General features: G+C 50.7%; 20 protein-coding genes. 2 read left to right on the top strand and 18 right to left on the bottom strand.

Annotated features, from left to right (window positions below):
• Window positions 1-365: 365 nt before the first annotated feature.
• Both pssA and BUB67_RS01460 read right to left on the bottom strand, forming a co-directional pair.
• The gene (pssA, locus tag BUB67_RS01465) at window positions 366-869 is read right to left on the bottom strand and encodes a CDP-diacylglycerol--serine O-phosphatidyltransferase (RefSeq protein ID WP_084127607.1); all 504 of its coding nucleotides are present in this window, start codon (window positions 867-869) and stop codon (window positions 366-368) included.
• 95 nt (window positions 870-964) lie between these two features.
• Window positions 965-3,763 (bottom strand): helicase C-terminal domain-containing protein, encoded by a 2,799-nt coding sequence (locus tag BUB67_RS01460; RefSeq protein WP_073234572.1) that lies wholly within the window; start codon window positions 3,761-3,763, stop codon window positions 965-967.
• Window positions 3,764-3,931: 168 nt separating this feature from the next.
• Here BUB67_RS01460 and BUB67_RS01455 point away from each other — a divergent pair, with 168 nt between their 5' ends.
• Window positions 3,932-4,282, top strand: coding sequence for a hypothetical protein (locus BUB67_RS01455; protein WP_073234569.1), 351 nt, complete (start codon window positions 3,932-3,934; stop codon window positions 4,280-4,282).
• A 150-nt stretch (window positions 4,283-4,432) separates the two neighbouring features.
• Entirely contained in the window at window positions 4,433-4,867 is a 435-nt protein-coding gene (locus tag BUB67_RS01450) for a peptidylprolyl isomerase (protein ID WP_073234564.1), read from the top strand.
• Window positions 4,868-4,950: 83 nt separating this feature from the next.
• On the opposite strand, the gene BUB67_RS01445 is transcribed toward BUB67_RS01450, so the two are convergent.
• From BUB67_RS01445 to BUB67_RS01375, 16 genes are all read right to left on the bottom strand, one after another.
• Window positions 4,951-5,640, bottom strand: coding sequence for a metal-dependent hydrolase (locus BUB67_RS01445; RefSeq protein ID WP_073234561.1), 690 nt, complete (start codon window positions 5,638-5,640; stop codon window positions 4,951-4,953).
• 303 nt (window positions 5,641-5,943) lie between these two features.
• Entirely contained in the window at window positions 5,944-6,813 is an 870-nt protein-coding gene (sucD, locus tag BUB67_RS01440; protein ID WP_073234557.1) for a succinate--CoA ligase subunit alpha, read from the bottom strand.
• A complete protein-coding gene (gene sucC, locus BUB67_RS01435; protein ID WP_073234554.1) occupies window positions 6,814-7,935 on the bottom strand; it encodes an ADP-forming succinate--CoA ligase subunit beta in 1,122 nt (373 codons plus the stop codon).
• 23 nt (window positions 7,936-7,958) lie between these two features.
• Window positions 7,959-8,528: a hypothetical protein gene (locus BUB67_RS01430; protein WP_073234551.1), complete on the bottom strand. Its 570-nt coding sequence runs from the start codon at window positions 8,526-8,528 to the stop codon at window positions 7,959-7,961.
• A 298-nt stretch (window positions 8,529-8,826) separates the two neighbouring features.
• Window positions 8,827-9,561 carry a winged helix-turn-helix domain-containing protein gene (locus tag BUB67_RS01425; protein WP_073234548.1) on the bottom strand — a complete coding sequence of 245 codons (735 nt, stop codon included), beginning with the start codon at window positions 9,559-9,561 and terminating at the stop codon, window positions 8,827-8,829.
• On the bottom strand, window positions 9,551-11,416 hold the full coding sequence (locus tag BUB67_RS01420) for an AAA family ATPase (RefSeq protein WP_073234544.1): 1,866 nt from the start codon (window positions 11,414-11,416) through the stop codon (window positions 9,551-9,553). The genes BUB67_RS01425 and BUB67_RS01420 overlap by 11 nt, the downstream gene beginning before the upstream one ends.
• 321 nt (window positions 11,417-11,737) lie before the next feature.
• On the bottom strand, window positions 11,738-12,661 hold the full coding sequence (trxB, locus tag BUB67_RS01415) for a thioredoxin-disulfide reductase (protein ID WP_073234541.1): 924 nt from the start codon (window positions 12,659-12,661) through the stop codon (window positions 11,738-11,740).
• Window positions 12,662-12,853: 192 nt separating this feature from the next.
• Window positions 12,854-14,320: a HEAT repeat domain-containing protein gene (locus BUB67_RS01410; RefSeq protein ID WP_200798100.1), complete on the bottom strand. Its 1,467-nt coding sequence runs from the start codon at window positions 14,318-14,320 to the stop codon at window positions 12,854-12,856.
• Window positions 14,321-14,473: 153 nt separating this feature from the next.
• Window positions 14,474-14,644 carry a hypothetical protein gene (locus tag BUB67_RS16525; RefSeq protein ID WP_200798099.1) on the bottom strand — a complete coding sequence of 57 codons (171 nt, stop codon included), beginning with the start codon at window positions 14,642-14,644 and terminating at the stop codon, window positions 14,474-14,476.
• 5 nt (window positions 14,645-14,649) lie between these two features.
• Window positions 14,650-15,906, bottom strand: a complete 1,257-nt coding sequence (locus BUB67_RS01405) for a Ger(x)C family spore germination protein (protein WP_073234535.1) — start codon at window positions 15,904-15,906, stop codon at window positions 14,650-14,652.
• A gap of 95 nt (window positions 15,907-16,001) precedes the next feature.
• Complete coding sequence (locus BUB67_RS01400; RefSeq protein ID WP_238456904.1) at window positions 16,002-17,111, bottom strand: GerAB/ArcD/ProY family transporter; 1,110 nt, start codon at window positions 17,109-17,111, stop codon at window positions 16,002-16,004.
• A gap of 47 nt (window positions 17,112-17,158) precedes the next feature.
• Window positions 17,159-19,117, bottom strand: coding sequence for a spore germination protein (locus BUB67_RS01395; protein ID WP_238456903.1), 1,959 nt, complete (start codon window positions 19,115-19,117; stop codon window positions 17,159-17,161).
• Between the two features lie 87 nt (window positions 19,118-19,204).
• Entirely contained in the window at window positions 19,205-19,651 is a 447-nt protein-coding gene (locus BUB67_RS01390; RefSeq protein ID WP_073234527.1) for a hypothetical protein, read from the bottom strand.
• A gap of 319 nt (window positions 19,652-19,970) precedes the next feature.
• Complete coding sequence (gene hypD / locus BUB67_RS01385; RefSeq protein ID WP_200798097.1) at window positions 19,971-22,346, bottom strand: trans-4-hydroxy-L-proline dehydratase; 2,376 nt, start codon at window positions 22,344-22,346, stop codon at window positions 19,971-19,973.
• A 4-nt stretch (window positions 22,347-22,350) separates the two neighbouring features.
• Window positions 22,351-23,253: a trans-4-hydroxy-L-proline dehydratase activase gene (locus tag BUB67_RS01380; protein ID WP_073234524.1), complete on the bottom strand. Its 903-nt coding sequence runs from the start codon at window positions 23,251-23,253 to the stop codon at window positions 22,351-22,353.
• 213 nt (window positions 23,254-23,466) lie between these two features.
• Complete coding sequence (locus tag BUB67_RS01375; protein ID WP_073234521.1) at window positions 23,467-24,033, bottom strand: 2-oxoacid:acceptor oxidoreductase family protein; 567 nt, start codon at window positions 24,031-24,033, stop codon at window positions 23,467-23,469.
• Between the last annotated feature and the right edge of the window lies 1 nt (window position 24,034).

The following is a 24,034-nucleotide window of genomic DNA, read 5'->3' as shown; positions in this document are numbered from 1 at the left end:
TTTCACCAAAGGCATATAGTGATAATTGTATGAAGTATGGCAAATTTGTTATATATTGTAAATACGACACGACTTGTATGAATCCTGCCCTGACCAATCCTTTGTAAGAATAATTTCATTGTTTTTCAACTTAAAAGGGCTCAAGATGATTCAAGGCAAGCCAAAGGCCTGCCTTGAAACTAATTCCAGATTTTTAACAGGATAGAACGTATAAGATTGGGAAGCCGTACAAAGTACACGCGCATTCCGATCACCCCTCATTAATTTTGAATTCTTTTTCATATTATTTGATTGGGGCTGAATTTGTGCATCTGTGTAACAATATGACGACCAGGAGAAAAAAATACCACTGGATTGCAGGTTCGTTAGAACTTTGGCACTTTAATTTTACTGATCATCAAATAAGAGAGCAACAGCATGGCCATGGGGAGTACCAAAACCGGCAGTTTACCCAGGTAAATAATTATTAGGGCCACAATGCCGCCGGCTGCTGTGATGGGAACCCCCATAAAGCTTCCGCTAAAGGTAGTCACATTAAAACGGGCTAATCGTAAGGCGCCACACATGACGAAGGCCAATGCGATGGCCAATCCCCAATAGCCCCAATCCGATAATTGCAGTGCATAGGCCAGGATGGCCGGGGCCACGCCAAAGGAAACCAGATCTGCCAGGGAATCTAATTCCTTGCCAAAATCGGACGCTACCTGGAGTTTTCTGGCCACTTTGCCGTCCAGATAATCCATCACGCCGGCCAGCAGGACCATTAACCCCCCTTGAATGTACTCTTGATCCAGTGCCAGTACCAGGGCAAAGACTCCAAATAACAAGTTTCCCAGTGTAAACAAACTGGGTATGTGTTGTCCCTTCATCGGGAACCTCCCCGTCATGGTATTTGCAACAGAAACACATTCTGCATTACTTTATTTTAGCATCCCGTTGACCGAAGTAAAAGAGGTATGCCAAATTATTCTTCCTTGCCTGTTAACCAAAATTTTACTTTGGTCACGATCTGTTGCCAACTGCCTCGAAAATGTTCTCCCAAGGGCAGGGAATTAAAAAATTTTGCCCCGTACTTTTTTTCTACCAAACGGCCATCCAAAATCACCACCACTCCCTTATCCCGGGCGTCCCGAATCAATCGTCCAAAACCCTGTTTGAATTTGATTACCGCCTGGGGAATTTGGTAATCCTGAAAGCCATTTCTCCCCTGCCGGGCAATTTTTTGCAGCCTGGCTTCCAATACCGGGTGGTTTGGTGGCGCAAAGGGTAGTTTAACGATAATGACACAGGATAACGCCTCCCCCGGGATATCCACCCCTTCCCAGAAACTGGCTGCACCAAAGAGCACTGTGCGCTTCCCTTCCATGAACTGTTCCACCAACCGACGCCGGCTGCCGTCCAATTCATGTCCAAGCAAACAAATATCTGCCCTTTCGTAAGGATCCTTTAACCGGTGGTAAACCTCCCGCAGGGAGCGGTGGGAAGTAAAGAGAACCAGCGTGCGGCCCTCGGCGGCCAGTGAAATACTGTAAATAGCCCGGGCCAGCTCATCGTGATAGGGGCTGTCGCCCATTTGTGCGGGCTGTGCGATATCCCTGGCGGCACACAACAGGGCCTGTTCTGCATAGTTAAAGGGAGAATCCAACTGTTTTTCAATAATCCTGTCTGTAGGGATTGCATCTAACCCGATGCTTTTTATAAAATGCTTAAAACTTCCGTCAACCGTCATGGTGGCAGAGGTCAAAATAACCGGGCGTGGTTCCGAAAACAATTTAGCCTGCAGCAGCGGACCCACATCAATGGGCGCGGCCCGTAAAACCACTTCGGAATGTTCGCCGCCGCCCCCCTCCACCCAGTAAACATTATCCTCTTCATGATGGCGGCAGATCCATTCAAGGTTATGGGCTAAATCCTCACCTACGGAGGCCCAGGCCATCAGGTCCCTGGCGAGACCCGGTACATCCTCCGCAAAGGCGGCTCCTTCTGCCAGCCGGTCGCCGACCTTTACCATCAGTTGACACAGGGAACGCAGGTTGACCAGCAGGTTATCCAGTTCAGAATCCAATGGCGCCGGCAAACAGGGAATCCCCTCTGAATTCCCTGCCGCACCGAATCTCAGAGTGTACCGACCTTCACCGCCTCCTGCGCTGTTTTCCATCCAGCGGGATAACATTTCGAAGAAGGTGACGGCTGCTTCCCTGCATCTCTGTCTTGTTTCGGCAGACTGGCTGATGAGGTTTTGCCAACCGTTGTGGTCATAAGCCACCGTAAAACTGTCCAGTTTCCCCAGTTGTTTCCCAGCCACCGAGATCCACCGGATCACTTCCGTGCGACCGGTTGTTCTGCCCAGGTGCTCGGTGGCGCAGTCCTCTAAATGATGGGCCTCATCGATAATGAGAGGACCGTAGCCCGGCAGAACCCTATTGTCGGCGTTGACATCGCTGAGCAGCAAGGAATGATTGACAACCATAATATCCGCCCTGTCTGCCCTGCGCCGGGCCGCCATAAAAAAACACTGTTCTTTAAAATATCGGCAGCGGTTGCCCAAACAGCCGTCACTTTCGCAGCACACAGCTGTCCAATATTCCAGTTCCTGGTAGGAAATGGCCAGCTCGCTTTTGTCCCCGGTGGTGGTTTCATAAAGCCAAACCAGGATTTTCGCCAGGAATTGGGCTTCTTCCGGCTGGTGGTAAGCTTCCGACATTAAAGCCGACCAGCGGCGGAGACATAAATAATTGTTCCGGCCCTTCATTAAAGCGGCTGTGAACTCAAAGTCCGGCAGATTGGCCAACAGGGGGAGGTCCTTATTCCACAGCTGCTCTTGCAGGGTAATGGTGTGGGTGGTGATGAGAACCCGTTCGACGTTCTGCCTGGCCCATCGGATGGCCGGCACCAGATAAGCCAGTGATTTGCCGGTGCCTGTCCCGGCCTCCACCAGGACAAATTTATTCTCATTAAGACCCTTTACCACATGGTCTACCATATCACACTGTTGGGGACGGTAATGAAACCTCGGCAGCGTGGCTGCCAGGGCCCCGTCCGGTCCCAGGACAGTCATGCACTCCTCGAAAGAGACCGGTTTCTTTTCCTGCTGGGGCCTGTCTTTGACGGGAACCTCCTCGACGCGGGCGCCCGGCACCCGGTGGGTTATTTTCCTGTCAGGAAACTGTTTGATGATTCTGCCGCTCAATGCCTCTAATACCGGGTACCAGGCGGAACCTGCCTGCTTGAGCAGCTGGCTCAACTGCCAGACTAAATCCGCTTCAAATTTCTCCAAGCGTTCCAGCAAAGTCACCAGCAGCCGGGCGGCGCCAAGGGCGTCATCCAGTGCCCGGTGCCGGTGATTCATTGCGATATTAAGTTCTTTACACAATTCACCCAGCCGGTGGTTACCGGCCGAAGGAAGTAAATATTTGGCCAGTTCCAGGGTATCATAAAGGTCATTAGCAAGGGGACGCCTGGCTGCGGCGGCTAAAAAGTCCCGATCAAATTTGATATTGTGCCCCACCAGGGGTAAATCGGCAATAAAGGATAAAACCCCGGACAAGATTTCGTTTAACGCCGGCGCTTCGCTAAAATCCTCATCTCGCAGGCCCGTCAGGCGTTTTATTCTCACCGGCAGTGAACCCTTCGGACGAACCAGGGACTGAAAGCGATCCACTTCCTGGCCGTCAATGACTTTTACCAGCCCAATCTCAATGATATCGTCACTCCAACAGTTTAGACCGGTGGTTTCCAGGTCCAATGCCACAAAGGTTAACATACCATCATTACCCCCAACCTTCTGCTAACAACCATTTTCGATTGACGGAATCGGAGTTCCTGCCTAAACAAAATAATTATACCGAAGGTGTAAACCATAGGGAAGCTTCATTGATGAGATTTGGTATAATTGAGGAAGGATTACTTTTACATATGGGAGGATTCTGTTATGAACACAGAAACTGACCGGCTCAGGGAAGCCCTGAGCCTATTGGAAGGGGCCCTAGGACCGGACCTGATTAAAAGAGAAGTTCATAAAATTAACGGTTGGAACCCGGAAGGGGCACCGGGGCTGCACCCGCTGGTTTTACTGTGGTATAAGACCCGGGAAGATTTGGCGCTGGTGGAACTCACCGGCAGCCTGCCCCGCTCCCGCTGGGTCCAGGAAACCCTGCAGCTGGGTGAATCCTTAAAGGAACTTGCCAACCACCCATTATACCCGGAAATTTTAGACAAGCTTAAAGACCCTGCAAACTGGCAGTCTGCTGTTCATCAAATGAAAAACTTACAATCCAAATAAATTCAAGTCGGGGACGTTCTTTGACTAGAATTTAAAAAGACAAATTCAAGTCAAGAACCGTCCCCGACTTGAATTTGCTTGTTGTTATTTGCCTGGGAATGGTTTCTGTAGTAGAATGAATTGGAGTTTATTTATGAGGAGGGTACTCTTTTGAAGAAGGGCAGTATCGAACTGGAAAAGGGCGGGAAAATTATGATTGAATTTTTTGATGAAGCAGCCCCCGGAACCGTGGCTAACTTTGAAAAATTAGCCAACGAAGGGTTTTACAACGGACTTACCTTCCACCGCGTTATCCCCGGTTTTGTGGCCCAGGGGGGGTGTCCTTACGGCACCGGCACCGGCGGTCCCGGCTACACCATCAAGTGCGAAACCAAGGGCAACCCGCACAAGCATGTAAGAGGCGCTTTATCCATGGCCCATGCCGGCAAAGACACCGGCGGCAGCCAGTTCTTCATTTGCTATGACGCGTTCCCCCATTTAGATGGCGTACATACGGTCTTCGGGAAAGTGGTTGAGGGTATGGAATATGTTGACCAAATTAAACCCGGTGACAAGATGAAAGAAGTGAAGGTTTGGGAAGAATAAATAAGATCCCCTGGACGGTGTATAGGCGTTTATACAATAAAACAAGCCTGGCAGTTCAATGACTGTGCAGGCTTGTTTGTATATTATCCCATTTTTAAAGATTCGCCCGGCTGAAGAATGGTCACCCTGGCAGCAGTCTGTTCTTCCACGGCCTTTTTAAAGGCTGCGGGGTCCTGGGCAATCAGGGGCCAGGTATTGTAGTGCATGGGAACCACCTGTTGGGGATTCAGCATCTTCACGGCCTCCAGGGCGTCTGCCGGTCCCATGGTGAAGTTATCCCCGATGGGCAGCAGGGCCACATCAATGGAGTTTAAACGACCGATTAATGCCATATCACCGAATAAGCCGGTATCCCCTGCATGGTAGATGGTTTTGCCACCGACAGTGACGAGAAACCCGCAGGGGTTCCCCAGATATTCCGCAGGACCGGTATCCCCGCCGGCAGAACTGCCATGCAAGGCCTGGGTTAGTTTTACCTTAAAGGGCCCGAAATCACAGGCGCCCCCGATATGCATGGGATGGACCTTGGTTCCCTGGCGGGCACAGTAGTTGGCCAATTCATAAACCGACACAATGGTGCCGCCGGATTGCTTCGCTATTGCCACGGCGTCTCCTACGTGGTCCCCGTGTCCGTGGCTGACCAGGATATAATCGGCCTTAATATTTACACCGGCGGGAGCCGCAGGGTTGCCGGTAATAAAGGGGTCAATGGCGATGGTTACCCCCTCCGCTTCCAGCAAAAAAGCAGCATGTCCCAAAAAGGTAAGACGCATGGTATCAACTCCTATAATTGATTCCGTTTGAATTCAATAACCGGCACTATTTAGCTTATACCTCAATGAAAATAAATAAACATTTCATACGCCAGGCATCCGGGTTATCAACGGGCCTCCTACTTGCCTTATATGCATACTTTAGCCAAAGTCTGATAGCTGAAGGCTAGCCCCGGTGCTGCTTCTTAGCCTAAAATAACTTAACCCATGGTAGCCGGTACCCGTTTATCAAGTTATTGGTTCTTTTTTATAGCCGATGGCCGAGGGCTGACTGCTAATGGCCAGACCAGAGAGGAATACCCCCTAGCCTTCCAGCGCTTCCTTGACCAGTTCCGCTACTTCCCAGGGCAGGACGGCCACCTTGGCGCCGGCGGCAGTGAGGGCTGCCACTTTGCTGGCAAAGGTTCCTTTGCCCCGCTCGATAATGGCCCCGGCATGTCCCATACGTTTGCCCGGAGGGGCGGATCTGCCGGCCAGGAAAGCCACCACCGGCTTGGTCATTTGGCGAATATAGAGGGCGGCCTCTTCTTCGGCATTGCCACCGATTTCGCCCACCACTACCACGACTTTGGTTTCGGGGTCCCGCTCAAATTTTTCCAGCACATCGGTGAAGGACAGGCCCACCACCCGGTCGCCGCCCAAACCCACCACGGTGGACTGGCCGATGCCGTTGACGGTGAGGTTGTAGGCAATTTCATAACTCAAGGTGCCGCTGCGGGCCACCACACCCACCGGACCGGGGGTGTAGATGCTGTTGGGCATAATCCCCATTTTGCTCTGTCCGGGAGAGATAATGCCAAAGGTGTTGGGACCGATCACGGTAACATTAAGTTTTTCGGCATAGGCCATGATATCCAGCTCATCGTGCAGGGGCACATGCTCTGTGATAATAACCAAGGTTTTAATACCTGCTGACATGGCTTCCAAAGCGGCATCCTTCACGCCGGGGGCCGGTATGAAAATGATGGATGAGGTAATGGGGTGCTTTTCTACTGCTTCGGCCACCGTGTCAAAGACAGGCACGCCGTGTACCTCCCAGCCTCCCTTGCCCGGTGAGACCCCGGCGGCCACCCTAGCGCCATAGGCCAGCATCTGGGCGGTATGGAAGCTCCCCTGCTTGCCGGTGATCCCCTGCACCAGGATTACATTGTCTTTATCGATAATAACTGCCATCTATATTGCCTCCTTGCCTGCCGCCAGCTCCACTGCCCTAGCCACCGCATCCTGAACGGTGCGGTACGCGTTGATGCCTTGCTGCTTTAATATTTCTACCCCTGCCTCTTCATTGGTGCCAACCAGCCGAATCACAATGGGTACCGGAATACCCACCGTTTCTTTTACCCTGGCAAAGGCTCTGGCCACATCATCACAGCGGGTGATGCCGCCGAAAATATTCACCAAAATGGCCTTTGGGTTGGTGGATAGCAGGATTTCCAGGGCCCTGGCCGTGGCTTCGGTACCCGCGCCGCCGCCGGCATCCATAAAGTTGCGGGGACTGCCGCCAAAGTGATGAATCATGTCCAGGGTAGCCATGGTAATGCCTGCGCCGTTGGCCATCACCCCAATGTCGCCGCCCAGTTCCACAAAGGAGATGCCGATCTCGGCGGCCCTTTGCTCTTTTTCCGTCCGTTCCTCCACCCTGGGCAGCCAATCCGGAAACCGGAAGGACGCTTCGTCGTCAAGGGTAATCTTGGCGTCCGCAGCCACCAGTTGATTGCCGCTGACCACCAGGGGATTAATTTCCACCAGTTCCGCGTCATAGGTGCGGAACAGATGGTACATCTTTACCAACAATTGAGATAACTGCCTGGCCTCGTCAGGCGGCAAACCCATTCTTCTGGCCACTTCCCGGCCGAAGTAAGGCTGCAGACCTGCATGCACATCCACATGCATCTTAACCAAATGCTCTTCTGCAACTTCTTCAATGTCCACCCCGCCATGGGCCGAGGCGATAACCAGCGGCTTACGTCTGGCGCCGTCTACCGTGATGGCCACATAGTACTCTTTATCAATTTGGAGTCTTTCCTCCACCAGTACCGCATGAACCGGCAGGTCTTTGATGACCGTTGACAACAATTCTCCGGCAGCTGCTTCTGCCTCAGCAGGTGTGCCGGGAAACTTGATACCCCCGGCCTTCCCCCGACCGCCGGATAACACCTGGCTCTTTACCACAGCGGATGGCAAACCGGACACAAAGTCAGCCACACCCTCCGGGGAAAAGAAAGCTTTTCCCCGGGGCACGGGGATTCCTTCCCTGCGAAAAATGTCCTTGCCCATATACTCGTAGAGTTTCAAGCCATGTCCCCCTTCAAAAAAAGTCACATTAATTTAAATATTCGAGATTCGCCTTTGTTTTCCTTTTCTAACAGTTTAAGAATTCGATAGAATAAGTCGGCGAGATAACGATCTCTTTGTTCAATATGCTGACAGTTTCTTGCCATGCTGTTGGCCAGGGCTATGGCATGCTTGACGGTTTTCACTGTACTGACGGCCCCTATGCTCAGGCCGTTTTTCAGCAGTATCCTGGATTTCTCCCCCGGCTGTGCCGATTCCGTGACCGAGTCAATCAACTGCAGGTGAATAAAACCATAGCAAGGATCTCCCGTACACCGGGCAGTGCGGGTCTTTACAGCCACCAGGGTATAGCCCGGCGCCAGTGTCAGCGGAGGCAATCCGGCACCGCCCTGCTCACGAAAAATCTTACGTAGGGCGGTATAATCCAAGGCAAAGTGTCTGCAGACCGCTTTCCGCACACTCCGTACATTTCTTGCATCGTTGTAGAGATTCCCCTGGTTGTCGGCAATTTCTGTACCGTCCCCTTCCGGCAGGTATACGGGACAAAAATAGGCTATTTGATCAAAGTCACCTTTCCAACGGTTTTTGGTCATACTGTCTCTTCCTTTCTGGCTTTTTGACACCACTATATAGTCCGTTGGTAAAATATACGTGAAATCCGGATGGCTACGGTGTAAACCAGATGATTTATAGGTGAAAAATAAGCAAAAAGAAAAAGCCTTGCTTCAAGGCTTTCCAGGGTGCTGACAAACCCGAGGGGTGGTTCTGTTATTCCCCTTCACTTAAGGTCTTTGCATCGACAGTCTTATGTCCGTGGGTACACTAAGATTTGCTCCGGGCGAAATTGTCTTGTCCTTGCCAGGCAAGGAGGGACGCTTCAACGGGCCGTATTTATACTCGTATTTGCACATGAGTTAGATTCAGCCGATACCCCCGAGAGCGCTTGCTTTCAATGTAAAGCTGACGCTTCGCATCGTCACCCAGTTTTTGGCGCAGCAATTTGATATGGGACTTTACATCTCCCGAGTAACCATAGACAGCGGTTTCTCCCTGAACAGCATAATAGAGTATTTCCCCCTCCAGGAAGTTCCCCCTGGCCTCTGCCAGGCGGAAAAGAATCCTTCTTTGCGCACGGGTCAGCTCCGGCTGTTGGTGGCCCAGCCATACTTCAGATTTGGCAAGATGGATGGTTAAGAGGGGGACCTGAACAAAGTCCCCGGGGCCGGTATGATAGGGTATGGCCTCTTCTTTCAGAGGACCCGGCCACTTGTGTTTATTTAACCTGCCCAGCAGTTCTCTGCCCACGGCGGCGATGCGGGCATCCGGATTGTCCACCAGTTTTATGCACAATTTCAAACTGCTGCTGCCGGGCGCTTCTGTTGCGGGCCACTGCCACTGCCGCAGCCAGTCCAGGGCCTGCTGCAAGATGTCCTCGGGAAACCGGTCCAGTCCCTGCAGCACCTCCTCCAGGGAAAGCAGTCCCCCGTCATGTTCAAACAGCATGGCCGCCCGGCGCCGGTACCAGGGGTCCGGGTGCAGGAGGTAAGGGGCTACACTTGTCCACTTCTGCCGGCAGGGCAGGTCCAATTGTTTGGTCAGGTTGTCTAAAGGTAAATTAGTTCTCATAACGTTCCAGACGGCCTTTTAAAGCCTCAGGACCTCCCTCCAGCAGCCGGTTCAGGGCATCTTTAACCTGCCGATTGCTCAGGTCCCCCTGCAATGCTACCCTGCCGCGACAGCCGTCCGCTGTCAAGACCAGATTATTTTCCGCTTCGCCGTTAACCGGAATGTTAGGATTATGGGTGGCGAAGATTATTTGACGCCCGGCCTTGACTTTCTTCAGGGAGGGTACCACAGTATGAAAGATGTAGGAGTTATCTAAATGGTCTTCCGGCTGGTCAATAATCAGGGGACGAAAATCCTCCAGCAACAGCAGGGGTAATACGGCTGTGCATTTCTGGCCCTTGGACAGCACCTGGGTGGTTTTGTATTCCTCACCGTCCTTTAACCGGATTTCCACCAAATCTTCCATGACGATGTCTTCCAAAGCCAGCAGCTCACCCGGCGAAAGCTGGGCAGCCAGAACCTGAACAACCCGTTGGGCCCTGTCCCTGTCGATGCCGGAGCACTGTTCCAAATACCGGTCATCCCGGTGGCGGATGATGTCAGCCAGTTCTCCGGGATGTACTCGGGAAATAATTTGGTCAATCAACCGGTTATAATGCAAGCCTGATTTACTGAGGGCTGACGCCAGAAATTCCCGGTAGTTACGGGTGTTTCCCCCGGGGATGAGACTTACCTGAAGATCCGGCAGCAGAACGTTGTTATACTCCTGGCAGGCCCGCAGCCTTTGTTCATATAAACTGTCCTTCAAGTGCTTCAATTTATTCTTTACTTGCTGCCTTTGTTCCGCCAGCGCCGCTTGCTCCTGTTCCTTATCAGCCAGTCTGTCAACTAACTTTTCCAATTCCAGCAGCATGGCAGACAGCTGGCTTCTTTCCCGCATGGCTTCCCGTAATCCCTTTACCGGTAAATTCTCCTGTATTCTTTCATCTTCCCACTCCTCGGCCCGGTGCCTGTCCGCCAGACCCGCCATCAGATTCTCCAACCGGTTTAAGGAATTTTCCCACAGGGCGGCGGCTTTGCTTGCCAATTCACTGACCTCCGCATCTGTTTCCATGAAGATCCCAAGGGCCTGTTCCAGAATGTCCCCGTTAGGATTTTCCCCGTCATAAAAAATCGGGTTGAGGCCGGGTGACGCAAGCATCCATTTATCCTGCTGCAGTTGTTGCTTGACCAGCCGCACCAACTGGTCCAGCAAGGTCTTTTCCCGTTCCCTTGCCCGCTGCCGCTGCAATAAATTGTCCAATTGATCCCCGGCCAAAGCCTGCAGGCGTTCCTTTACCTCGGGAAGAACGGCCAACCTTTCCGCCAGTTCCAGGGACTCCTGAATGACCCTGCTTAATTCCGTCCTTTTGGCTTGCAGTTCCTTTAAGCAGGCTTGTATTTCAGTTTTCAGGAAGGGGTACGAGGGACATTTGCCGTCGATGAGAGACAATTGGGCTTCCGGCATTTCGGCCATTCTTTCCAGTTCACTCTGGCTAAAAATGACCACTCCGAAATTAAGCCCCCGGGCTAAATCCAGTGCCAGCAGTCTTCCCTCCTGATCGGTAACCCGTGGGGCACGGTCCCCCACCGACCGCTGCACCACATACCTCTGGCCTCCGGCTGTTTCCACCAGCAGCCTGACCCTGCCGTTTCCCAGGATCCCTGTGATATGCTGTTCTAACCTTTTTCTTATCTGGTAATCCTCCGGGTAGGCGTCCAGGGCAAAGCGAATTAATTCAATAACGCTGGTTTTACCGGCTCCCCGGCCTCCCACCAGGCAGTTTAAATGAGGGCTAAAGGTGATGACCTGGCCATCCAAAAAACCACCCAGTACCCTGAGTTCTAAAATTTTGTGCCAACCCATGGCAGACATACCTTTCACTCCCTTTACCGGAACATATGTTTGGTAGTATTATAATCTAACTATTTCGAATTGACAACCTTTCAATTAGCAGGATCTCCTGTCAAATGCACTTTCCCAAAGGCAGTGCCGCGGCACTTAGCGCATAAAAAAGGTTGTTAACCCGTTATGGTTAACAACCTGACATTGGAAAACTTTGAGTTTGTAAAAATCCCAAGTAAATCCATATATTTTTTACGGATTTGGAGATACTACTTAAACAGGTTGAAATGCTCAACCTAATCTCCTCTCCCTTTCACGCTGTATCTGACCCAGATACAGCTTTTTTTCCGTTTATTCCTCGCGAGATGCCAAATACTTCTCCACTTCCATGGCTGCTACCGCACCGTCTGCCACGGCGGTTACCACCTGGCGCAGGGGTTTTTGACGAATGTCTCCCGCCACATACAAGCCGGGAACACCGGTTTCCATTTTATCATTGGCGGCAATGTAGCCCCGGGCATCGGTTTCTACCAGATCCTGCACCAGATCGGAATTGGCCCTGGTGCCCACATACACAAAGACGCCGTCCACCGGCACATCCTGCATGGCCTCGGTGCGCACATCCTTAATCCGCACGGCTTCTACCTTATCTTCACCAAGCACCCGGTCTACCACCGAAAACCAGAGGAATTCAATTTTCTCATTGGCCATGGCCCGCTTTTGAATCAGCTTGGTGGCTCTTAATTCCCCGCGCCGGTGGATAATGTAAACTTTTCTGGCGAACTTGGTTAAAAAGATAGCTTCCTCCACGGCTGCATCGCCGCCCCCTACCACGGCCACGGTTTTATCCCGGAAAAAGGCGCCGTCGCAGGTGGCGCAATAGGAAACACCCCGACCATGGAACTTGCTTTCACCTTCAACACCCAAAAATTGCGGCTTGGCACCGGTGGCCAGGATCACTGCTTTGGCTTTGACGGGTTCCTGAGCGGTATAGACAATAAATTCGTCGCCCTGACGCTCCAGCTTCTCCACGTCTGCGTTCATGATTTCCAAACCAAAGGAACGGGCCTGTTCGTCCATTTTCAGCGCCAGATCAAGGCCGCCGATGCCACCGGGGAAACCAGGATAGTTTTCAATCCATTCGGTGGACGCAGCCTGCCCTCCGGGCATGCCTCGTTCGATTAAGACGGCATTTATGTCAGCCCTGGCAGCATATAAGCCGGCCGCATATCCGGCTGGCCCTCCGCCGATAATCACAAGTTCTTTTTCCAGCAAAAAAAGCACCTCCACCAATAAACAAAATACTACAAAAGCTCCATAACATACTGCAATTAATATTATCTCATTTGACAAAATAGTCCGTCAAGCAAGGGAATAAAAAAAACAAAGTCCCCCACGGGGACTGCCGCCAGCGTTCCGGCAATTGGGTTTGTTAAGGATACGCAGTTTTCGGCCATCCGGGAAGCGCTACTCACTTTCCCTTAACTCCTTTTCCTTTAATAAAACGGTCTTTGTTTCCCTGGCTGCCCGCTGCACCTGAGGTTCCTCTGCAGGATTTTCCAGAATACGCTCCATATGTTTGAGGGCGCTGGGCATTTTTAATCTGCCCAGGGCCAAGGCCGCCTGTTCTCTTACCATGGCCACCGGGTCCTCCAGGGCATTAATGAGGGCGAAGTAAAAGGAGGGGTCCGCCATGTGTCCCATGGCCTGGCAGGTGCGGACCCTCACCAGGCTGTCCCGGTCCAAAATGGTTTTGCTTAACAGGTTAACGGCATCTTTCCCCCCCAGTTGCCCGCAGGCCCAGACAATTTGTAAAAACACCTTTTTGGGCACCCGCCGCTGCAGGGCTTTAAAACACAGCACCACAGCGGGATCCCCCCGGCGCACCAGTTCCCGGATCACATGAACGGTGATCTCCGGGTTTTTTCCCAGCAACACGGCGGTGCTGCGGGATATTTTATCCCGGGCTTTGCTGCGCATAATGGCCTGCACTTCATCGGCCAGGGCCGGCACCACCAGCGGCACGATGAGCCGGGCGGCCTGTTCCGACAGGCTCAGGACGCTGTCATGACCGGTGTCATGGATGATCAGGTTGCTTGCCAGCAAGCGGTCCAGCAGGGTGGTGATTTGCTTCCTGGGCCAGTCCGCCAGCAAACCGTAACCGGCAGTTTTGGTATAATAACTCTCGCCGGTTAACCAGGCAGTTTTGGCGCCCTTTAAAATATCGGCAAAGCGGGCGGGGCTGAGCTGCTTTTCCACCTGGAACAGTCCCTCAAATAGCTTGATCAAACAATCGGGGTCCAGTTCCAGTTCCATGTCCATGATGATTTGTTCCGCCTGCAGGCGTTCGTAGTAATTTTTAAACACCGTAAACCTGTTGCGAAAATCCGCCACAAACCGGATCAGGTGAACCCCGGCGCCGGCCAGTTCCCGGTGGGCCAGCAGTTGTTCCTCGGAGGCGTTGCCCAGCCCCTCCGCAATCTCCTGCAGTTTTAAATATTTTTTGCGAAAAACATCCAGGTAAGCTTCCGGATAGCCGGTCTTCCGGACAATTTCCGGCAGGCGGTAGCCGATGGTAAACATGCGCAGGATGATTTCCCAGGGCTGCCAGGGGTGGTTGTTGGCCACCGGGCTGACACCCAGCACCCCCTTGGCGCAGGCCAGGATATCCCCGGCCAGGCCTTCGGCAAAGGCCGGCGGGTAAGCAAACTGGGTGTTCAGCTTGGCAGTCAGAATCTCCCGAAAGGAGGGGTTATCAAGAAAGTGCCAATTTTTTTTCAGGCAGTAAATTAAGTCCGGAATCACGGTATCCCGCAGGTAAGCCAGGGCCAAGGCGCTTTTCGGTCCCCCCCACTCCTCGGTAAATATCTTTTCCAATCCGAGGGCCAAATCCCCTTCTCCGTTCACGGGCCTGGGCTGTACTTTAATATCCATGGCCAATCACATCCCCCAAGTAAATCCAGGGTAAGTATTCCACATGATATTATAATTATCCTGTTATTTTGAAGTAAATGCTTTAATTTTACAGGCAATTTCCCATTGGCCTTCCCATAAAAATAATTTGCCGGAGGCTGAAACTGGCGCCTTTTAAAAGGGTTGCCGGAGGAAGATGGAGTAAAAAGATACCGCAAGGGTGATCACCGTCAATAGAAAGGTGCCCACGGCCCCCCGCTTGTTCTGTTGTTTCCACAACCAGGTAGCAAAGGACAAGGTATAAATACCGACGGCCAGCGCCCCTAGGGCTAATAAATAGTTCATCGTCACTACTCCTTAGTAAGGGATTCCTTTCTCATTAATCCTGTCCGACGAATATTGGTATTAAAATCTATAACAATGTCCGCCTGATCATAAATTTCTTTCCATGGCAGTTTTTCCCATTCCTCCCAGCTGCTCAGTTGTTTGCGGTAATACCGGTCGAACCCAAAAATATCACCGTAATCCTTTTCTTTGGTTTTGTTAACCAACTGCCGGGCCAGTTGTTCCATCTGCCTGTCAAAGGCTTCTTCCACAATTTTTTTCTTTTTTGGATCCTCGTAGTTCTCTCCGCTTTGAATGTACCAGAATTCCCCTTCCAGGTAAATTTTTTCATGGATCAGCAGTTTGTCTCCCTGCCGCTTAAATTCTATGTCCGGTTTTTTGCCTTGTCTCAATCTTAATGTAATAACATTGTTTTTATGTTGCGGGTCTTCCAGGGTAAAGGTAGACAAATCAAAATGCCCTGATAATAATAACATGGTTCGTGATTCATCACCGGTTAATTTTCCTATCATTTTGTCCTTTCGGAAGACCGCTGTACCGATAAACTCGGCATTGGACTTACCGCCGGCTTGCGGTACTTCCCCGGCATAATAGGGAACCCGCAGGGGTTGTACAGTCTTTTCTTCAGCCTTTTCACCCCTGGTGATGCCCACCAGGGCCGCTGTCGGGCTGCTGTGCAGGGATTTCAATGTAATATAAAAACGGTGGATATCACTATCCGGAAACAGACCGGTAATTTGCGACATCCGTTGCATAAATTCATACTGCTTGGCGGGGGAAGCTTCCAGCCGGGGCTTGTTCTTTTGCATAAATTCTTTGGCAGTTCCCTGGCAAACAAACAAGGAGCTGTTCCGGCGCACCTCCCGGTACCGCAGCAGGGCATTGATATATTTTAACAGACCTTCCCGGGCGATCTCTTCACCGAAAATAAAAGCCCTGGTATGCTGAAAACTCATTTCCCGGGCGCCGAAAGAGTTAAACAACAGGTAGCATTCCCAAATGGACGGCCCCTCCACGCTGGCTGTCAAAAAGGGGTCCTCCTGCCCCCCTCCACCACTCTCGCCGGCAGCAAAGGCTTTGGGATTGGCCACTGTTACGGTCACTTCCAGGGGCGCTGTTTTTCCTTTGTCAATGCCCACCGCTAGGATAATGGCCACTTCGTCCGTTTCCCGACCGCCGAAACAGCCGGTACAGAGCGAGGCCGCCATGATGAGGATGACGGTCTTAGCCAGCAGGAAAAATTTAGTCGGTTTTCGCATCATCTCGTTGCAACTCTCCTGCCTTTCTCAGTTTGAAAACCAGCGGCCACAACAGCGGCTGCCCTGCCTTGGGGATTAAACCGCATGTCCGTATATACTCATTCCTTTACACCCCGCTTTACCCATGAAACCAGTAATAAGACAAAAGGTAGTAATACAGTGGGGATCAATCCCAAGTTTCCGATCAGGATGCCGTCCAGCAACAGGGTGGTTGGCAAATCCGGCGGTAAGATGCTTAAAACCAGGCAAAGCAGGGTAACGATCCATAACAACGGGCGGTAATCCGCCAGGCGGAACATGCGGGCAAGAATCACCGTGGATATATAAAGAAATAAGGCTATCTTAAAAAAGCCCACCATAGCCCAAGTTAACAGAAAGACGGATTCCAAGCGCTGAAAAAAACGTCCAATACTGATAATTTGACTCAAATTAAAGAATGGTAATATTAATTCCGATGCCCCCTGAACTCCAAATACAAAAAGTATTAAAACAGTGGTAATTAAAATAGTACCCCCTGCTGCCGCCAGCGTTAAAAACCCGATCCTGCGGTAGAATTGCCAACCGCCGAAGGAATGAATAATGACGGCCGAGGCGATGAGTTCACTGGTGGACGTATAATCCAGAAATGCTTTTCCCAGCAGGAACAGCGGCTTGTCCAGCCATAGCGGATAGAAAAAGCTGGTATCAACATAGGGCAGTACCGATATATAAAGAGTAACCAGACCCACGACAACAAAGGGCAGCGCTGCCCGGGCCGCTCGAGCGATGGTTTCCAGGCCGTAGTAGGCGCTGGTAAAGGCTGCCACAACCAGGACGGCGATAACCACACTGATGGGAGTTCTTGGCAGAGCCGCCACTAAAAATGCTTCGGCATACTCCCTGAACAGCAGGGCCTCCCGAATAACAAAATAAATGAAAAACACTGTGTTCACCAGCATTCCCACATAGGGCCCCAGGAGCGTTTCGGTGGCCTCAATCAGGGTCATGTCTTGCTGTCTTCTCATCAGTTCGGAAACAATCCAGAAGGCCAGCAGTACCATGATAATAGTGATTAAAAACAGGAGCCAGGCCATGTTTTTGCCATCTTCTATCACTTTAGACGGCAAAGTTAAGAAAAGGCTGGTAAGGCTGGATATATAGAGCAATGAGAAACCTTCGGCAAAGCCTATTTTCCCTTCCCTGAGCAAAATGAAATTCTCCTTTACCATAATTAGTCCCAGCGCCGGCCTCTTTCCAGGCGCCCCCGGAAAACGCTTCATTGACTTTTCTTTTTCTGGTTACCTGGCTTCTTTGTCTCTTCTTTCACCCAGCCCCGGGCGACGTTGGGCTGGAACTCCTCCTCCCGGGTATTTAAGTAATCGGGACGCTTTTCCCAGGAGAATACCGGTACACGGAACACAACATCACCGGTGGTTTTGGTGGCAGGCGCCATGGGGGATAGATATGGCACACCGAAGGATTTCAATGATGCCATCATATGCATTTGGACAAAGAGGCCAAAGACAATGCCCACGAACCCCAGCAAGGTCCCCAGCAGGATATAGACAAAGCGGACAATACGCAGGGAAAATTGCAGTGAATATGAAGGTATGGCAAAACCGGCCAGTGCAGTTACGGCGACAATGATGACCAGAATCGGACTGACAAGATTGGCCTGAACTGCTGCCTGGCCCAGGATTAATGCTCCCACAATGCCGATGGTGCTGCCCAATATGCCGGGCACCCTTAAACCGGCCTCCCGTATTAACTCAAAGGAAACTTCCATGATAACAACCTCTACAAAGCTGGGAAAAGGTACTCTTTCCCTGTTCCCGGAGATGGCCAGCAGCAGTTCTGTGGGAATCATTTCTTTGTGAAATAATACGATGGCCAAATACACGCCGGGGGTTAAAAATGCCATATAGAAGGCAAAGGCTCTTATCAACCGCAGCATCGTCCCGTAAAGGGGGCGCAGGTAATAATCCTCCTGGCTGTGCAACTGGTCAAACATAGTGGTGGGTACCACCAGGACGTACGGGTTGCCGTCTAAAAAGATGGCCACTTTGCCCCGTAGAATCATGTAAGCCACACGGTCGGGCCTTTCGGTGGCCATCACCTGCGGCGCAATGTTCCAGGGGTGATCCTCAATAAACTGTTCTAAAATCCCGCTGTCTATGACGGCGGCTGTCTTAATTGACTTTATTCTACGCTTGACTTCCTCTACCAGTTTTTCATTGGCGACATCACGCAGATACATAATGGCCACGTCATTTTGGCCCACATCCCCGATTTTAAACATTTCGGTGGTTAATTGGGAGGAGCGGACGTGTTTTCTTACCAATGCGGTATTGGTACGCAGGGTTTCCCCAAAGCCTTCTTGTGATCCCCGGATCACCGGTTCGTTGGTGGGAGTGTCTACCCCCCTGTGTTCCCACCCCTTGGTTTCCACCACCAGTGCCCTGTCGCAGCCTTCAATAAATATGGCTGTGGAACCGTAGTTGACACCGCCCACAATTTTCTCAAATTTGTCATGTTGATTGATCTGGTTGGTAATTAATACCCGCTTTTCAATGTAATCCAGCAGGTAGCCGTCCACTTCTTCATGAAAATTAGAAAACAGCATCATAGGCTGCAGCACATACTGGTTGATCGCCGCCTTGTCGCTTAAACCCTCCATAAATAACGCAAAGGCCCTGACCGGCGGGTTTATGGCGATGGTAAACTCCCGGATAATAAAATCCTTATTTTCCGGCAACCCGTAAATTTCAAAAATCCTTTTTTTATTGACCTCCAGGTATGGACTCACCCGGTCCGGGTTCTGATGCTCCTGGGCCTCGTATACCCTTAAGGGTTTTTTTAACGGGCGGCGGTCTCCGTGCTCTTGTTTGCCGTTTGAGTCAGTTTCTTCTTTGTTGTCGGCATTTTTCTCGCCTTGAGAAACCTTTGTCTTTCCCCTTTGTCCTTCTTGCTCAGACCTTTCTTGCCGGGAAACCCTGCCGGTTTTCCTTAACCTGCTGCGGTATCCGGACTCTTTTTTTTCATCATGATCCCGGATGCTTTCCTGTTCACTATTGTCTTTTGGCTCCTTGTCACTCTTCTGTTCCTGGATTTTTTCCTTTTCTTCGGGGGTTTCCTTTAAAACAAAACCTTCCCGGTCCATATTGGGACTGTATTGAAATGTCTTAACAATCTTTTTCCACCAGTTCATGATCATCACCGCTATTAGTTTGACCATATACCGCCAGATTATCCCGCATCTTTCAGTTGATCAAGTTAATGGAACAGTAAACCCCGGCGGGTTCAGCGCTCCACCAGGGTTTCTCTAAGTTAACTTGGTTGGGGGGGTTACTTTTAATAAATCCGACAGGAAGGCCACCAGCAGTAAACCTGCGTTCAATAAAAAGTAACTGTACCATAGCTGCCAATTGGGATACTGAATGGCCCCTGCCCGGTACATGGCGGCCTCCACCGCCAGCAATAAAACACTGACATAGGCAGTATAGAGAAATCGTTTATGCCACTGCCGGGGCAGCCAATTCATATACAGGATCACATTGGCAAAGACATTGATCAGTGCAAACACCGGCTGCTTGCCGATATAAACATAGCCTTTGGTATAGTAGTACAAATTGTACTTTATCCCAAAGTAGTCCACAATGACGGCAATGGCCAGACCGATTAAAGCTGCCTTCCACAATAGAAAAAAACGTTTCCCCACAAAAAAATAAATCAGTCCCCAATCCAGCAGCGTATAAATTACATAATGCATTTGATGATCACCCTATTCTTTAGGTTTTACGTAACCGGCGGGCAGCAGTTCCTTCATCCGCTGTGGTTTCATGAGTAGAAAAATTGACCCCCGACTTCGTACAGCATAGATAATATTTATTCCTCCTTATGATTAAATCATCCTAAGTATGTGCCGTCGCCGGTGGTTGAATGCGGGTCTGTTTTAAAAATGGATTTATAAATTTTAAAAAGCTGCACGAGGCCTGTGCAGCTTTACATTCCTGGCTTACTGCCTGAACCGTACAAAAAAGGTGGTTCCTGCCGCTCCTGTTTATTGTGTTAAAACAATTTGTGAAGGGTCATCTCATACAGGTATGTTCTGTTCTGGCGATGATTTCGTCTTGCAGTTCTTTGTTAAGATTATGGAAATAGTCGCTGTAGCCGGCTACCCGAACGATTAAATCTTTGTATTCCTCAGGATGCTGCTGGGCATCCAGCAGGGTCTTGCGATCAATGACGTTAAATTGAATGTGGTGGCCGTCCATATTAAAATAGGTTCGGACTAAAGATACCATGCTTTCGAGACCTTCATCACCGGCCACCACCGAAGGATTAAACTTTTGGTTTAACAGGGTCCCCCCGGTGCGCAGGTGGTCCATTTTGGCTGCAGATTTAATCACAGCAGTGGGTCCTCGCCTGTCAGCGCCCTGTTCCGGGGAAATCCCTTCGGAGAGGGGCTTCCCGGCCAGTCTACCGTTGGGCGTGGCTCCCGTCACCGAACCAAAGTAAACATGACAGGTGGTGGGTAGCATATCGATGCGGTAGACGCCGCCTTTCCTGTTTTTTCTGCCGTTCACTGCGTCATAAAAAGCGTTAAAGGCCTCAATCATTAACTGATCAGCATAGTCGTCGTCATTACCGTATTTCGGTGTTTTATTCAGCGCTAGATGACGAATGTGTTCATACCCGACAAAATTAGCATCCAGGGCCTGCAGCAACTCCTGCATGGTGAACCTCTTTTTATCAAATACATTGTATTTTATCGAGGACAGGCAATCCGCCAGAGTGCCGATACCCACCCCTTGAATATACGACGTGTTGTACCTAGCCCCGCCGGCGTTGTAATCTTTGCCCTTTTTGATGCAGTCGCTGATGATGATGGATAGGAAGGGACAGGGCATTTGGGTGGCGTAAATTTTTTCAATGATATGATTGCCCGCGATTTTAATGTCCACAAAATGGTTGATTTGCTTTTTGAAGGCCTCAAATAATTCCTCATAGCTCTGAAAGTCGGCGGCGTAGCCTGTCTGGAGTCCCAACTGTTTACCCGTGAGTTTATCAAAACCGTTATTCAATGTCAGTTCCAGAATTTTCGGAAGGTTAAAATAACCCGTCAGGATGTAGGCCTCTTTACCAAAGGCCCCTGTCTCCACACAACCGCTGGCGCCGCCTTCCCTGGCGTCCACAATGTCTTTGCCCGCCCTTAAAAGTTCCTGAATGATGGCATCGGTGTTATACATGGCCGGCTGCCCCCAGCCCTTGCGAGCAATCTCACAGGCCCTTTGGACAAATTTGTGGGGTGATTTGCGGCTGATTTGGACGTTGGAACTGGGCTGCAGGAGTTTCAGTTCATCCATGACGTCCAGTATCAGGTAGGTCACATCATTGACCCCGTCTGAGCCGTCAGGCTTCACTCCGCCGCTGTTAATATTGGCAAAGTCTGTGTAGGTGCCGCTTTCTTTTAAGGTAATGCCTACCTTGGGGGGCGCCGGCTGGTTATTGAACTTAACCCACAGGCATGACAGCAATTCTTTAGCCTGTTCCTCCGTCAGGGTTCCATCTTCGATCTCTTTTTTATAAAAAGGATACAAGTGCTGGTCCAACCTGCCGGGGCTGAAGGCATCCCAGTTGTTCAGCTCCGAAGTAACTCCGATATGCACAAACCAGTACATCTGAATGGCCTGGGCAAAGGTTTGCGGCCTATGGGCGGGTACCACGTCACAGTTCGCTGCAATAGCCAGTAACTCCCTTTGTCGCCGGGGGTCTGTCTCCTTTGCCGCCAGTTCTCTGGCGTACTTTGCATACCGCTGGCCATAGATCATAATGGCATCACAGCATATTTTCATGGCTTCCAACTGAACTTTTTTCTCGTAGGCTTCTTCATCGTTTAAAAAATCCAGGGCATCAATGGCTTGCTGGATGTCATGCTTAAAGTCTAAAAAGCCCTTTTCATAGATCTTGCCGTCTGCCACAGTATGGCCCGGCGCCCGTTGTTCCATAAATTCGGTAAAGATGCCGCTTTCATAGCAGTCCTTCCACTGGGGGGACATGTGGTTAAAGATTATTTTGCGCAAGGAGCGCTCCTGCCAGTAGGGTATAATCTTCTCAGCCTGTATCCGTTTCGCTTCCTCACTGACCTTGAAGGATATTTTTTCTCGCTTGTGCATGATCTCAAAGTCCTCAAGGGTATGGCAGCATAGTTCAGGATATGTGGGTGCGGCCTGGGGTCCCTCCCCCTTCTCGCCCACAATCAGTTCCCCATCGAGAATGCAAAGGGTTTTATTTTCCATGATGTGTTTAAAAGTTAAGGCGCGCAAGATGGGAATTTCCACCGTTCCGGCATATTTTTGATAGGCCTCGGTGACCAGCGCCGCCCTTTCCATGGAAATCCTTGGTTCAACGGTAACACTCTGGTGCCTGAGCTTGCGGATTCGTTCGTTCATACCCCTTTCCATTATATCAACCTCCAATTTTTACCTTAAGGTTGTGAACCTCAAACAGGTTTTTGATTTCTTCCATTTTTTCATCAGATGGCCGGGCCAGTAAATGATGCGGGTAATCTCTATGCAACTTCAGATATTTTGAACTGCCGGTAGCGTGGTAAGGCAGTAAGTTAACGAGCGAAATATTTAACCCTTTGACAAAATCGATAAGGTCTAAAATATGGGACCGGTCTGTATTGATGCCCTCAATCAAGGGGACTCGCAGGTTAATCCTGGCCCCTCCGGCCACCAGCCGTTGCAGGTTGTCAAGGATCAGGCGGTTGTCTTTACCGGTGTATTTTTCGTGGAGGACCGGGTCCATCAGTTTTATGTCATAGAGAAAGACATCAACATCCCCTAAAATCCTTTCAAAACTGCTAAAGGGTACGTAGCCGCAGGTATCAATGGCGACGGAAATACTCCTCTTCTTACAGGTTTTTACCAGTTCAGCCACAAAACCAATTTGACATATGGCTTCCCCGCCTGAAAGGGTAACACCCCCGCCGGACTGTTCATAAAAGGGGCGGTCCTTTTCTATTTCTTCCATTAAATCATTGACGGTGTAGGCGCGGCCGGCCATTTCCCTAGCATTGTTGACGCAAACATCAATGCAGTTTTCACAGAAGATGCACTTAGTGTTATCGTGTATCCAGCCCCTTGGGGTTGCTTGTATGGCCCCCCGGGGGCACCTTTGCCGGCACTGCCCGCACCCGGTGCATTTCTCCGGGTTAAAAAGAATTTCTTTATTAAAAGACTGGCTCTCCGGGTTGTGACACCACAGGCAGCGCAGGGGGCAGCCCTTAAAAAACACGGTGGTTCTTATACCCGGTCCATCGTGAATGCAAAACTTCTGTATATTAAAAACAATAGCTTTTTTCATAAACACCTCAAGGAATTATGACCAAGTCATTCTTTGTTTGTATATATTATCTATGGTCTTTATAAGAATGCAAACACTTTTTTTACACTTTTAAGAATTTAATTCCGATGGCGCGCCAAGGGAAGTGATTAAAAGCGCGCCTTTTTCCTTTCTTGAAAAAGAAAAACCACAGCTCATACCAAACTGTGATTTTACACGGATACATTAAAAGGATCAGTTGTGGCCCGCTTGGGCGCCGGCCAGGGCCTGCTCCCCTAGGTTGAAGCCAAGTTCCAATGCTTTGCGGTTCATATCCTCGGTGCCTTTGGGCACCCGGCGCAGCAGGGCGGTGGTGACGGATTCCCGGCTGACTATGCCGGACAGGGCCGACAGGGCTCCCAGGGCCACCACGTTGGCCACCAGTTCACGGCCCACCTGTTTGCGGGCGGTCTCGGTAATGGGCAGGGCGTAAACCCTGGCCTTGCTGGGGGGAATATGATTGACCAGGCCGGCATCCACAATGGCCAGGGCGTTATCTTTGCAGCCATCCATGTATTTGAGCACCGACTCCTGGTTTAGCCCCAGAAAGATATCCGGACGATCAACCTTGGGGTAATCAATCTCTTCCTGGCTGATAATGACCTCTGCCTTGCTGGCGCCACCCCGGGCTGCCGGACCGTAGGACTGGGTCTGCACCACATTTTGACCGTCAATGATGGCGGCTTCGGCCAGAATGATTCCGGCTAGAATCAGTCCCTGGCCGCCGGACCCGCTGAGTCTTACTTCCCATGTTCCTGGCATA

It is taken from the genome of Desulforamulus putei DSM 12395 (assembly GCF_900129195.1).
In the GTDB taxonomy this organism is placed as follows: domain Bacteria; phylum Bacillota; class Desulfotomaculia; order Desulfotomaculales; family Desulfotomaculaceae; genus Desulfotomaculum; species Desulfotomaculum putei.
Note: the sequence above shows the minus strand (reverse complement) of the source record. Positions and strands in the feature narration are given on the sequence as shown.

Coding starts and splice junctions, on each gene's coding strand:
- BUB67_RS01420 (WP_073234544.1), bottom strand. CDS start 11,416: ATGTCTGCCATGGGTTGGCACAAAATTTTAGAACTCAGGGTACTGGGT.
- BUB67_RS01430 (WP_073234551.1), bottom strand. CDS start 8,528: ATGACCAAAAACCGTTGGAAAGGTGACTTTGATCAAATAGCCTATTTT.
- BUB67_RS01405 (WP_073234535.1), bottom strand. CDS start 15,906: ATGATGCGAAAACCGACTAAATTTTTCCTGCTGGCTAAGACCGTCATC.
- BUB67_RS01445 (WP_073234561.1), bottom strand. CDS start 5,640: ATGCGTCTTACCTTTTTGGGACATGCTGCTTTTTTGCTGGAAGCGGAG.
- BUB67_RS01455 (WP_073234569.1), top strand. CDS start 3,932: ATGAACACAGAAACTGACCGGCTCAGGGAAGCCCTGAGCCTATTGGAA.
- pssA (WP_084127607.1), bottom strand. CDS start 869: ATGAAGGGACAACACATACCCAGTTTGTTTACACTGGGAAACTTGTTA.
- BUB67_RS01460 (WP_073234572.1), bottom strand. CDS start 3,763: ATGTTAACCTTTGTGGCATTGGACCTGGAAACCACCGGTCTAAACTGT.
- hypD (WP_200798097.1), bottom strand. CDS start 22,346: ATGGAAAGGGGTATGAACGAACGAATCCGCAAGCTCAGGCACCAGAGT.
- BUB67_RS01390 (WP_073234527.1), bottom strand. CDS start 19,651: ATGCATTATGTAATTTATACGCTGCTGGATTGGGGACTGATTTATTTT.
- BUB67_RS01410 (WP_200798100.1), bottom strand. CDS start 14,320: ATGGATATTAAAGTACAGCCCAGGCCCGTGAACGGAGAAGGGGATTTG.
- BUB67_RS01375 (WP_073234521.1), bottom strand. CDS start 24,033: ATGCCAGGAACATGGGAAGTAAGACTCAGCGGGTCCGGCGGCCAGGGA.
- BUB67_RS01395 (WP_238456903.1), bottom strand. CDS start 19,117: ATGGTCAAACTAATAGCGGTGATGATCATGAACTGGTGGAAAAAGATT.
- sucD (WP_073234557.1), bottom strand. CDS start 6,813: ATGGCAGTTATTATCGATAAAGACAATGTAATCCTGGTGCAGGGGATC.
- BUB67_RS01380 (WP_073234524.1), bottom strand. CDS start 23,253: ATGAAAAAAGCTATTGTTTTTAATATACAGAAGTTTTGCATTCACGAT.
- BUB67_RS16525 (WP_200798099.1), bottom strand. CDS start 14,644: ATGAACTATTTATTAGCCCTAGGGGCGCTGGCCGTCGGTATTTATACC.
- BUB67_RS01425 (WP_073234548.1), bottom strand. CDS start 9,561: ATGAGAACTAATTTACCTTTAGACAACCTGACCAAACAATTGGACCTG.
- BUB67_RS01400 (WP_238456904.1), bottom strand. CDS start 17,111: ATGGTAAAGGAGAATTTCATTTTGCTCAGGGAAGGGAAAATAGGCTTT.